At 56.6% G+C, this 12,233-nt stretch carries 10 protein-coding genes; 4 read left to right on the top strand and 6 right to left on the bottom strand.

What is annotated here, in order from left to right:
- The first annotated feature begins 103 nt into the window (after positions 1-103).
- From cysD to cysC, 4 genes are all read left to right on the top strand, one after another.
- Positions 104-1,012, top strand: a complete 909-nt coding sequence (gene cysD, locus AHA_RS18025; protein WP_011707309.1) for a sulfate adenylyltransferase subunit CysD — start codon at positions 104-106, stop codon at positions 1,010-1,012.
- Positions 1,013-1,036: 24 nt separating this feature from the next.
- Positions 1,037-2,464, top strand: a complete 1,428-nt coding sequence (gene cysN / locus AHA_RS18020; protein WP_011707308.1) for a sulfate adenylyltransferase subunit CysN — start codon at positions 1,037-1,039, stop codon at positions 2,462-2,464.
- A gap of 4 nt (positions 2,465-2,468) precedes the next feature.
- On the top strand, positions 2,469-4,193 hold the full coding sequence (locus AHA_RS18015; RefSeq protein ID WP_011707307.1) for an SLC13 family permease: 1,725 nt from the start codon (positions 2,469-2,471) through the stop codon (positions 4,191-4,193).
- 146 nt (positions 4,194-4,339) lie between these two features.
- Positions 4,340-4,933, top strand: coding sequence for an adenylyl-sulfate kinase (cysC, locus tag AHA_RS18010; protein WP_011707306.1), 594 nt, complete (start codon positions 4,340-4,342; stop codon positions 4,931-4,933).
- Between the two features lie 80 nt (positions 4,934-5,013).
- On the opposite strand, the gene AHA_RS18005 is transcribed toward cysC, so the two are convergent.
- The 6 genes from AHA_RS18005 to AHA_RS17980 all read right to left on the bottom strand — a co-directional run bounded on the left by AHA_RS18005 (position 5,014) and on the right by AHA_RS17980 (position 12,218).
- Positions 5,014-6,465, bottom strand: a complete 1,452-nt coding sequence (locus AHA_RS18005) for an AAA family ATPase (RefSeq protein ID WP_011707305.1) — start codon at positions 6,463-6,465, stop codon at positions 5,014-5,016.
- Between the two features lie 431 nt (positions 6,466-6,896).
- Positions 6,897-7,853 (bottom strand): alpha/beta hydrolase family protein, encoded by a 957-nt coding sequence (locus AHA_RS18000; protein WP_164927741.1) that lies wholly within the window; start codon positions 7,851-7,853, stop codon positions 6,897-6,899.
- Positions 7,854-7,958: 105 nt separating this feature from the next.
- Positions 7,959-8,357 (bottom strand): hypothetical protein, encoded by a 399-nt coding sequence (locus AHA_RS17995; protein WP_115586425.1) that lies wholly within the window; start codon positions 8,355-8,357, stop codon positions 7,959-7,961.
- Positions 8,358-8,840: 483 nt separating this feature from the next.
- The gene (locus AHA_RS17990; RefSeq protein ID WP_011707303.1) at positions 8,841-10,469 is read right to left on the bottom strand and encodes a methyl-accepting chemotaxis protein; all 1,629 of its coding nucleotides are present in this window, start codon (positions 10,467-10,469) and stop codon (positions 8,841-8,843) included.
- Positions 10,470-10,732: 263 nt separating this feature from the next.
- Positions 10,733-11,599 carry a TIGR03899 family protein gene (locus AHA_RS17985; RefSeq protein ID WP_077392374.1) on the bottom strand — a complete coding sequence of 289 codons (867 nt, stop codon included), beginning with the start codon at positions 11,597-11,599 and terminating at the stop codon, positions 10,733-10,735.
- A gap of 139 nt (positions 11,600-11,738) precedes the next feature.
- Positions 11,739-12,218 (bottom strand): DUF3299 domain-containing protein, encoded by a 480-nt coding sequence (locus tag AHA_RS17980; RefSeq protein ID WP_011707301.1) that lies wholly within the window; start codon positions 12,216-12,218, stop codon positions 11,739-11,741.
- Between the last annotated feature and the right edge of the window lie 15 nt (positions 12,219-12,233).

Here is a 12,233-nt window from a genome sequence, read left to right as displayed (position 1 = left end):
GGCGGCGATATCCATCGATTTGACGGTGCGGCCATGGCGGCACCGACCTGAACCAACACCGCGCCCTGACCAGGCGCGTTAGCAATGAACCGAGGACCCAGACATGGACCGTGAAAGACTGACCCACTTGCAGCAGCTGGAAGCCGAGAGCATCCATATCATCCGCGAGGTGGCTGCCGAATTTGAAAACCCGGTGATGATGTACTCCATCGGCAAGGACTCCTCCGTCATGCTGCACCTGGCCCGCAAGGCCTTCTATCCGGGCAAGATCCCGTTCCCCTTGCTGCACGTCGATACCGACTGGAAGTTCAAGGAGATGATCAAGTTCCGCGACGAGACCGCCAGGAAGTACGGGCTGGATCTGATCGTCCACAAGAACCCGGACGGCCTCGCCATGGGCATCAATCCCTTCGTGCACGGCAGCGGCAAGCACACCGACATCATGAAGACCGAGGGGCTCAAGCAGGCGCTCAACAAATACGGCTTCGACGCCGCCTTCGGTGGTGCCCGCCGGGACGAGGAGAAGTCTCGTGCCAAGGAGCGGGTCTACTCCTTCCGCGACAAGTCTCATCGCTGGGATCCGAAAAACCAGCGCCCGGAGCTGTGGCGCGTCTACAACAGCCAGGTCAACAAGGGGGAGAGCATCCGGGTGTTCCCGCTCTCCAACTGGACCGAGCTGGACATCTGGCAATACATCTACCTCGAGAACATCGACATAGTGCCGCTCTATTTCGCGGCCATGCGCCCCGTGGTGGAGCGCAACGGCATCAAGATCATGGTGGATGACGAGCGCATGCCCATCGGCCCTGAAGATGAAGTGAAGCAGGAGCTGGTGCGCTTCCGCACCCTCGGCTGCTACCCGCTGACCGGTGCCATCGAATCCGCTGCCACCACCCTGCCGGAGATCATCGAAGAGATGCTGCTCACCACCTCGAGCGAGCGGCAAGGGCGGCTCATCGACCACGATCAGGCCGGCTCCATGGAGCAGAAGAAGCGTCAGGGCTATTTCTAAAAAAATGTTCTAAGGAATCGCAACATGAACAACCACATTCAGACCGCCATCAGCGAACAGGGCATTGAAGCCTACCTGCACGCCCAGCAACACAAGAGCCTGCTGCGCTTTCTCACCTGCGGCAGCGTGGACGACGGCAAGAGCACCCTCATCGGCCGCCTGCTGCACGACTCCCAGCAGATCTATGAAGATCAGCTCAAAGCGCTGGAGTCCGACAGCCAGAAGCTCGGCACCACCGGCGAGAAGCTGGACCTAGCGCTGTTGGTAGACGGCCTGCAGGCCGAGCGCGAGCAGGGCATCACCATCGACGTGGCCTACCGCTATTTCTCCACCGCCAAGCGCAAATTCATCATCTCGGATACCCCGGGCCACGAGCAGTACACCCGCAACATGGCCACCGGCGCCTCCACCTGCGATCTGGCCATCATCCTGATCGACGCCCGCAAGGGGGTGCTGGATCAGACTCGTCGTCACAGCTTTATCGCCAGCCTCTTGGGCATCAAGCAGTTCGTGGTGGCGGTCAACAAGATGGATCTGGTGGAGTTCAGCCAGGAGGTGTTCGAGCGCATCAGTGCCGAATACCGCGAATTTGCCAAGAAGCTCAGCGTCGACACCATCCACATCGTGCCGGTCTCGGCGCTGGACGGTGACAACGTGGTCAACCCGAGCGACAAGCTGGCCTGGTATCAGGGCGAGACCCTGCTCTCATTGCTGGAGTCTGCCGAAGTGGAACGCGAGCTGGAGCGTCACCCGGTGCGCCTGCCGGTGCAGTACGTCAACCGCCCCAACCTCGATTTTCGCGGCTTCGCGGGGACGCTGGCCTCCGGCATCCTGCGAGTCGGTGACAAGCTGGCGGTGCTGCCGTCGGGCAAGGAGAGCACGGTCACTCGCATCGTCACCTTCGACGGCGATCTCGACTACGCCCTGCCGGGTCAGGCCATCACGGTCACCTTTGCCGACGAAATCGACATCAGCCGTGGCGATTTGCTGGTGGATGCCGCCAGAAAGCCGCTGGTGACCCAGAACCTGCTGGCCCACATCGTCTGGATGGGGGAGGAGTCCCTGCAACCGGGCCGGGTCTACGACGTCAAGCTGGCCACCAAGAAGAGTCGCGGCCAGGTGGAGGCCATCCGCCACCGCATCGAGATCAACAAGCTCGATGAGCTGGATGCGAGCGAACTCAAGCTCAACGAAATAGGCCTGTGCGAGCTGAGCCTGACCGACCCGGTGGCGTTCGACCCGTATCAGGAGATCCGCGATACCGGCAGCTTCATCCTGATCGACCGGCTGACCAACGTCACCGTCGGTGCCGGCATGATAGTGGAAGGCTTGGCCGCGAAAGTGGCAACAGGGCACTACAGCGAGTTCGAAGTGGAGCTCAATGCCCTGGTGCGCAAGCACTTCCCCCACTGGCAGGCGCTGACCATCAGCAACGACGCAAGCAAGGAATAAGCCCATGACCTGGCAACAATCCCTGGTGCTGGGTCTGCTGGCTGCCCTCGTCGCCCTGCTGATCCAGGGCAAACTCCGGCCGGCGCTGCTCTTCTCGGGCGCCGTGCTCATCACCTATCTGAGCGGCCTGGCGGACATCAACGCCGTGGTGGCGGGCTACACCAACAGCGCCCTGCTGACCCTGGTGCTGTTGCTGCTGGTCTCGCTCGCGGTGGAAAAGACCCGGGTCATGAGCTGGTTCGCCAACCTGGTGGGCACCGGCTCCTTCAACAAGGTGCTGGTGAAGGTGTGGTTCTCCACCGCATTCCTGTCGGCCTTCGTCAACAACACCGCCGTGGTGGCCTCCATGCTGGGTGCGGTCAAACGCAACCCCAACCATGCGCCGTCCCGGCTGCTGCTGCCCATGTGCTTCGCGGCGACCTTTGGCGGCGTGCTGACCCTGATCGGCACCTCCACCAACCTCATCGTCAACAGCTTCCTCATCAAGATGGGGGCCAAGCCGCTCGGCATGTTCGACTTCTTCATGGTAGGGGCGGGGACCCTGCTGACCGGCCTGGTCGCCGTGCTGCTGTTTGCCCGCCACCTGCCGGAGCAGGACACCGAGATGAGCCGCGAATCCGGCTACTTTCTCGAGGCCAAGGTGGGCCCCGGCTCGCCCATGGCCGGGTGTAGCGTCAAGGAGAACGGCCTGCGCAGCCTGAAAAGCCTCTATCTTGCCGAGATCATCCGTGGCAACCAGGTGATCTGCCCGGTACAGCCGGAACACGAGCTGCACGAAGGGGACATGCTGCTGTTTTGCGGCGACGTGGAGAGCGTCGGCGTGCTGCAGGAGCTCAAGGGGCTGGATCTCTACGGTCAGCACCGGCTCAACGGCCAGCACCTGGTGGAGGTGATCGTCAGCCACAGCTCGCGGCTGGTGGGGCAGACCATCAAGGATGCAGAGTTTCGTACCCACTTCGATGCGGTAGTGCTGGCGGTGCGCCGGGGCGAGACCCAGCTCACTGGCGGCCTCGGCCAGATTGAACTGCACGCAGGGGACACTCTGCTGCTGGCGCCCGGCCCCAAGTTTGCGGGCAACAAGTCCCTCTCCCGCGAGTTCGTGGTAGTGAGCGGGCTGGAGGCCTCCACCCGGCTCGATGCCACGCGCAGCGCCGCCGTGGTGGGCGGTTTTCTCGGGGTGCTGGCGCTGTCGGTGTTCGACCTGGTGCCGCTGTTCAAGGGGCTGCTGGTGATGCTGGTGGTGCTGCTGTTCTCCCGCATCCTGACCCTGGACGAGATCCGCCGCCGTTTTCCGCTGGATATCTGGCTGGTGGTGGGCGGGGCGCTGGCCATCGCCGATCAGCTGGAAAAAAGCGGGCTGGCCCGGGTCATCGCCGACTGGCTGATGGGGGAGTTCAACGGTGCCAGCCCTCTGATCGCCTTTATCGGCATCTACCTGTTTACCCTGGTGCTGACCGAGCTGATGAGCAACAACGCCGCCGCGGCGCTGGCCTTTCCCATGGGTTACCAGCTGGCGCTCAGCATGGATGTCTCCACCATGCCGTTCATTCTGGCGGTGCTGTTCGGGGCCAGCTCCAGCTTTATCCTGCCCTACGGCTACCAGACCAACTTGATGGTCTATGCGGCGGGCAACTACAAGATGCCGGACTACCTCAAGCTGGCCCTGCCGGTATCCCTGGCCTACAGCCTCGGGGTGATCGTCATGGTACCCCTGCTGTTTCCGTTTTAAGGCGGAGCAACTGGGGGCCTGGTGGCAGGCAGGGAATAGGAATACACGACGACCATGGCCCCGTCAGTGGCGAGTGGCCAGAGGCTGAGCTCAAGGAGCCAGACCGTTTCAGCATTGAGGCGCGAGCGCCAAGCAAGGAGTTTTGGATGAGCAATATCGTGTGGCATGCCCATGCTGTCGACAAACAGAGCCGGGCAGAGCAGAAGGGACAAAAGCCGCTGGTGATCTGGTTCACCGGGCTCTCCGGGGCGGGCAAGTCCACCCTGGCGGGGGCCCTGGAGCAGGCGCTGGCCGCCTCGGGCAAGCACACCTATCTGCTGGATGGGGACAATGTGCGCCACGGCCTCTGCGGCGATCTCGGCTTCGATGACGCCGCCCGTCAGGAGAATATCCGCCGGGTCGGCGAGGTGGCAAAACTGATGGTGGATGCGGGCCTTATCGTGCTCACCGCCTTTATCTCGCCGTTCCGTGCCGAGCGGGAGCTGGTGCGCAATCTCGTGGGTGAAGGGGAGTTTGTCGAGGTGTTTGTGGATGCGCCCCTTAGCGTGTGTGAAGAGCGCGATCCCAAGGGGCTCTACAAGAAGGCTAGGGCAGGGGAAATTCGCAACTTTACCGGTATCGACTCCGCCTATGAGGCACCGGAGCAGCCGGAAATCCATCTGCTTAATGCCGGCAAGCCGGTTGCTGCATTGGTGGATGAGCTGCTGACTGCTCTAAGGCTGCGGGTGTTGATTGACTAAGGTCGGTTGTCCATACAGAGCAGTGATATAAGGGAGGGGGGGGCATTTCCCCCCTCCTATTTATTGCGTTCTAACTATGTTTATTCACCTAATAGTGCGAGAGTTGCATCTCGGCCAATAAGTTTTGGAAGATCAAAATCTCCATCGGGAAGATTAGAAATGTCAAGAGAGCCGATGGACTGACCAACAACAACCTCCCACGGTTTTCCGCTTCCGCAAATAGCACAGATTAACTGTCGGATTGTTTTTATCTTAGTATTTACAAGCCGAGTTGGTGAGTCTATTAATTCCTGAATCTTCTCGCTATCTTTGTGTTTTTCATTTTCTTTTAGCCAAGATGTAGCAGTGTATTTAAACTCTTCCCAAGTTTTACCTAATACAGAAAGGCATTGGTCTGAAAGTAATAAGTTCTCGATCGCATAACATTGAAGTCGATATCTAATCACTGATTTGATATTGGTCAGTGGTCCTGAAACTCCATCGCCATCACGAAGAGAAAATGCTTTTGGTTCATCATAAAGACTATCAATTAGATCTGCTGTAAATTTCTCTAGTTCCGTTTGCTGGTTCACCGAGCTAGCAATGACAGGAAAGATTTTTAATCTTCCTTGTGAACTTCGAGATGCTTGCTGCCATACCCTTTCATCATCTTCCCCCTCAAGAATTAGCATGACGTCTTGACTTAGACTTAATGACAGAGGATGTCCGAAAAATGGTGCGATTTTCTTTAGTTGATTACTTATTTCAACAAATGAAACATTATTTGAATTGAATTCTTTAGTGCCAATTGATGTGTGTTCTGACTGAGAAAGAGAACATATTAGGGGAGTGCTATGAGTTGCGAGAATAACTGCCACCTTTTTTCTTCTTACTTCATTTAGCCCTTCTACTAAATTTATTAAAAACGTTGCTAGCCTGGCTTGGAGATCTGGGTGCAAGTGAACATCAGGCTCATCCAATAATAGTAGATTGAACTTCTCTTCTTTAAGATTATCAAAGAAATACATCATTTCGACTGCGAGAGAAACCGATTCAGACTCTCCGCTACTGATTTGATCTGGCTGAACTTCTTCACCATTAATATTTCTAAATACAAAGTTCGAGCCCTCCTGGCAAATTTCCAGATTTGAAAGTAATCTGTTAATAGAGTCTAATCGCTCTGTGCGAAAGTTCTTAGTTTGATCAAGCCTTATTTCAGGGTTGTCCTGCAGTTTTCTTAAATATGCTGTTTCAACCTCCCGAAGTAGGTTTGCAGAAGCTGCCTTAAAGTTAGCAGCTTGATTCATTCTTCGCGCATAGCCAATCCAGTTTGGATCACTTTCCATGTTGGTCATAATGTTTCCATCTCGCTTGAAAACACCTGCGCGCTCTGGGCTTATATACCTCACGTTAAACTCACTGTTTCCCATAAAGTATTGGTCTATTGCTCGAAGAAACCTACTTTTACCGGCACCATTTCTCCCTAGTAGTATATTTATACTTTTTAGGTTATTAGCTCTTACTTCACCGATGTCTAAAGTATCTCGTATCATATATAACTCTTGGTTTGTATGTGAATATACTGGTAATTAGATGGAAAGCGGTACGGATTTGACAATCTAGCCTTCCATGAAACTCTGTTCAATAAATAGAAGTATTAATTTAAATTATAATCTTATTCGACTATCTCTGATATAGTGACTTACTCGCTTGGATTATTCTTTTCGCTATACCTTTCCGCAGAGAAAAACATAGATAATAAAATAAGGACTATCACCATTTTGAGTAATACCTAGCGTGTAGCCACTCGTGTGCCGGTTTCATCAGGCAACGCTACCGCCCCTGAATTCCAGCCTCGAGCTTGCTGCGCTTTCCCTGCGATATGGCTCCGGTCTGGCTCATGGATAACTCCGACGAGAGGTAAATTAATTAACTGCTTGTCGTTAGTCTAAAGCGGAGATTGACCCGCCAGCTCCATCCTACCTCAATCAGCTGACGCTGGGTTATTGGTTGGGTTACCTAGCTTCGACTTTAACCACATATTCATATCGCTAACGACCTCTTTACGCAGGTTTTTCCCGTCACTGTCCTTCAATCCATGATCGAGTTTTTCGTAACGCCGATATTCAATATTGTTTTTCCCTAGGTCTTTAAGGCGCTGCCACAATTCATCTGTTTTTTGCGGTGATACCGACGTGTCTCTCCCTCCCTGAACGATCAGCAAAGGAGATTTTACGTTTTGCAGGGTATCAAGCTGATCGAGGGAGAGCATCTGCTGCCACCAATGATAACCATGTCCGCTCACCTCAAGCTCAAATGGTTTGCTGTTGAGAACATGCTCGGCAAACCCTTTAAAATCGTCGATATCTTTTCTCGCCGCTGCGGTTTTTTTATGCTCTGCAGCGATGCTGTGTGAGACGTCATCGATAAACCAGCGGCCACCGCCATTAAAGGCGATGGTAGCATCGATATAGTCAACATCAGCGGTCACCAAGTTGGCGATAACGGCCCCTTCGCTGCCGCCCAAGAGGATAAATGTCTTGTATTGCCCATTTTTTCGAACGGTATCGAGTACCACCTTAATATCCGCGACTCGCTGCGCAGGGCTGTCCTTTTCAAGATACTGAGCAGGACAATCCTTGCGTGCCGGATCGGTACTGTATTCTAATTTGCTGTCAATGCCGTACTTTTCGACCAGCAGAATATCAGCTTCTGGCCAAACATTTTTATAGTCAGAGTGTATCGAGTCTATGTTAAGCACGCTGTTGCAATCAGAGCCTTGCAGGATCAACAGCAGTGTATCTGTGTCATGGGCATGTTGGACAAGATAATAGGATATAGACGAACCATCATCCCTGCTCGCAGTGCGAGTCATGATCTCCTCAGAGTTCACCGAACTCGTCAAAAAGAGAAAACCAAAAAATATTAATAGAACTTTCATGTTGAATATGATGGTTGTGGTTTTTTAATGATTGATACTAAGACAAGTGTGGCAATGATATGCTATCAATATTATCGGTTTGTCTATGTAGGAATATTGAATGGTTTAAATTTCATAGGCTAAACCTTGCTTATTCCTAAGCGTCAATTGATAGGCGTGGTCTCGCATTAAAAACATCATCAACTCAATATCCTTAAGTTGAGATAATTTGATAGGATGCGCTTCCCATCGAGGTGGGGGATGACCGGCATCGTTACAATGAATAAGATATATTCGTTGTTTGCTCCGATACAGGGCAAAAAAATTCATACCACATTGCTTAGCTATAGATAAATAAGGTTCAAAAGAAATTTCATACAGATTCATTTCATCATATTCAGGTGAGCTTATATAACGAGACATCTCGTAATATGTATCAGGTAAGTTCGCATCTTGGCTTATTGAATCAAATAACTTGATAACTTCTTGAGTATGAGAAAGCTTTATTATTGGTTTTCTTTTCAAACTTTTCCCCCTTTGGTCGTGATCTTCCCAACATTCAGGCAAGGCTACCGCCCCTGAATTTCAGCCTCCAGTCTGCTGCGCGTTCCCTGCGGTGTTGCTCTGGTCTGGTACATGGCTGCTCCGACAAGAGGGGGTCTGATGGCCATGTTACCGAACGGAGCCGGTTAGGGAAGGGGGAGTGGGTGATTTCTCGGGCAGGATCAATAAATTGAGCTGCCATCGGGTGGTGGTCGGGCGATGTGGGGAGCTCAGCGCCCTTGTTTGCTCAATGCTCGCTGCGTATCTGGACAGGGAATGAACTGCGGGGCCATCACGCTGTTGAGTGAGATGTAGTGCAGAAGCCAGGGGGAGGGCATCAAGGCTGGGGCCGTGATGGCGTGGGCGTCTCCATTCGGTCAGCTCTGCATGCCCCACCAGAGATAAATGGGCCCGCTGCCGGTGACGACAGGGGCCTTTTTTTGTTGTTAGCGCACGCTCTTGAGGTCAGCGGGCCAGCACTACTTGGCCGCTGGGTCTGGGGTTGTCGAATTGATGGGGGACGGGCTGCTGCTGGAACTGGCGTACCAGCCGATCCAGGTCACTCAGCTGTCGCACCAGCTGGTTGATGCCGTGGACGGCATGCTGACTACCTTGGCTTGAGTCATCGGCCAGGGTCTTGATGCTGAGCACGTTGCGATCGATATCGGCAGTGACCTGGGATTGTTCCTGCACGGCCTGGGCTATCTGGCTGCTGCCGGAGGCGACCTGCTGCAACATGCTGTTGATCTGCTGCAGTATGGTGCCGGTGGCGGAGGCCTTCTGCTGGCAACTGGCGGAGAGCGCGCCCCCTTTCTCCATCGCCAGTTCGGCATTGCCTGCACTGGCCTGCAGCAGGGTGATCATCTTCTGGATTTCGCCGGTGGAGGACTGGGTCTTGATGGCCAAGGATCTGATCTCGTCCGCCACCACCGAGAAGCCGCGGCCCGCCTCGCCGGCCCGGGCTGCCTCGATGGCTGCATTGAGGGCGAGCAGATTGGTCTGGTTGGCGATGCTGTTGATGACATCGAGAATGCCGTCGATGTCCCGGCACTGTGCCGCCAGAGTGTGGATCACCGTTTTTGAAGTGGTCAGCTCGCTGTGCATCCCCTCGACCGCCCCTATGGTCTCCTGCACGCTGCGGTTGCCTTCCCGGAACAGCTCGGCGGTTTCATCGAGCAGGCCGGAGGCGGCGGTGGAGCTGTGGGAGACCTCGTGGATCGACTCGGCCATCTGGGTGATGGCGGTGGCGACCTGATTGGTCTCGGCCTGTTGTTGCTGCAGGTTGCTGGTGATGGACTCGGCATTGCGCAGATCGCCTTCGGCCGAGCGCAGGATCCGGCTGCAGGTCTGCTGGGTGCGCGCCAGCACGGCGTTGAACTCGGCCTGATTCATCAGCATGGCGAGCTCGATGGCGGCGATGTTGTCCACCTTGTTGGTGTAGAGCAGCTGCATCAGCGGGTTGTCGAAACGGCTGCGGGCCATCTTGTCGAGCTTGCCGAGGCGACGGGCCAAGGCATGGGTGATCATGGCTGCCAGCAGCAGCGGTATGGCCGCTAGGGCCAGCTGCCAGAGCGCAGCCTGCTGATACCCCAGCGCAACCATGGTCGTCAGGCTCAGCAGCAGGCAGAGCCCGATCGCCAGCGTGTGGGAGAAGGTCGGCAGCCGGAGCGCCAGCGGGGCCTTGTCAGCGCGCAGCCCGGCATAGATGCGCTCGGCCCGCTGCTTGATCTCCTCACTGGGGGCGGTACGCACCGATTGATACTCCACCACCTTGCCTTGGGCATCCTTGATCGGTGTGACGAAGGCGCTGACCCAGTAGTGATCGCCATTCTTGCAGCGATTCTTCACCGGCCCCATCCAGCTTTTGCCGGCCCGAATATGGTGCCAGAGATCGGCGAAGGCCTGCTTGGGCATATCCGGGTGGCGCACCAGGTTGTGGTGCTCCCCTTGCAGCTCCTCCAGATTGAAGCCGGCGATATGGCAAAACTCGTCGTTGGCATAGGTGATGCGGCTCTCCAGATCCGTGGTGGAGATCAGGCTCTGGTGCTCCGGATAGAGGCGTTCGCGCTGGGTAACGGGTTGATTGATTCTCATGGTGGCTCCGGAACAAGGTTGCTGGAAAGATGCATGGCAAATGCAAGTCATGAGCCAGCACGCAGAGATTGATGATTATTTTGTGAATAGCGGGTGATGAAGGTGAAACGAGTCAGCTTGGCTCAGCCAGGAGGGCCATCATCGGCAGCACAATGGAGAAGGATTCGCATTTCGAGAACCGTTTTGGCAACGGCAGGCCACTATTTCGCAAGATGCTGCGGCGGTGTGCGAAACGACGGAGCCCGGGGGCGGGCTCCAGGGGATCAGGGGGCAGGGTCGGCCGGGGCAGGCTCAGGCCCGGCGGGCGGGGTCCGCATCATGGTCTCGATCTGCAGCCCTTGCACCAGCACGGTTTTCAGATCCTGCAGGTACTCCTCCAGCGGTGGCTCTTGCAGCAGCTGGGCGAGCTCGTTGCCGACCGGGGTCAGCCGGTAGTAGAGCAGGGTGATGTTGGCCTGCTTGCGCTGCAGGCGCCAGCGCTGATCGCCGAACTCCAGCTCCACCCCGTCGGCGGGCAGCGGGCCGGATTCCAGCTCGCCCCGGTGCAGCAAGCCGAGTTCGAACAGCTGCAGCAGGGCGTTGTAGGGGATGCGGTACTTGCCAAGGCCGAGCCGGGTCACCCGGGCGCGGCTGAGCAGGCTGGCTCCCTTGTGCAGCCCCAGCAGCAGGCGCTGCTCGTCGCTGCCCACGTAGTGGCAGGAGAGGGAGCAGATGCGCTGGAACAGCTGGGCCTCGCGCTGGGTCATCTCCTTCAAGGTGGAGAGCGCGCGGATGGAGAAGCGGCCTGGGGTGGCGATCTCGATGGCGAAGATGCGGCCCCACAGCTGCTGCATCGGCACCATGCTGATGTCTTCCGCCAGTTGCAGGAAGCGGGTCAGCCAGTCGCTGTCCATCTCGCCGCCGGCGGCCGTCTCCTCGCAGTGGCGGGAGGCCATCACCATGATGGCTTCCAGGTTGCGCTGGCGGGCGGCCTGATCCGCCAGCTGGCGAAAGGTGGCGCGCTGTTCGAAGGTGCTGTCGCTGTTGCGGGTGAGCATGCCGTCGATACCGCGGCTGCGGGCCAGGCGCAGGGTCTGCTCCTGGCTGCTCAGGATGGAACTCTCTTTCTTGGGCGGGGGCAGGTCAGCCATGCTGGCTCCGTGATCGCAAGGTCTAGCCTTGAATGTTACTCCAACCGGGATGGCGGGCAATCCCTCAGGCAGGGGCTGGCCGGGATCTGGTCGTCGCGGATAACAAAACGGCCTCCCGAGGGAGGCCGTGTGTGCCTGGTTACTGCTCTTCGTAGACGCTCACCTCGACCGCCTCCATGGAGTAGGAGGCGGTGGCCATCTCGTGGCTGGAGCTGACTGTGCGCATCTTGCCTTTCACCCAGATAGCGTCCCACAGATCGTCCACCGGCGCTCCCTTGGGGTAGCTCACGTAGACCACCTGGTTGGTGGGCGGGGGCGGCACATGGATGCAGGCGCCGAAGTAGGGCACCAGCAGGAAGGCGGTGATCTTCTTGGCATCCCCCTCCAGCGGCACCACGAAGCCCGGGATGCGCACCTCTTGGTTGTCCAGCTTCTGGTTGACCCCGCCCACCGGCTGCGGCACCGAAGCAAGGTTGCCGTCGTGGCTCACCTGGGGAGGCGGCAGCAGTTTTTCACCGGCGGGAATGAGCACATCCCAGTCGATGGTCTTGTACTCCACGGCCATGGCCGGCAGCGCCAGCAGGGCGGCCAGCAGCGCCACAATTTTCCACTTCATCATCTGTCCTTCTCGTTT

It is taken from the genome of Aeromonas hydrophila subsp. hydrophila ATCC 7966 (assembly GCF_000014805.1).
GTDB lineage: Bacteria > Pseudomonadota > Gammaproteobacteria > Enterobacterales > Aeromonadaceae > Aeromonas > Aeromonas hydrophila.
Note: the sequence above shows the minus strand (reverse complement) of the source record. Positions and strands in the feature narration are given on the sequence as shown.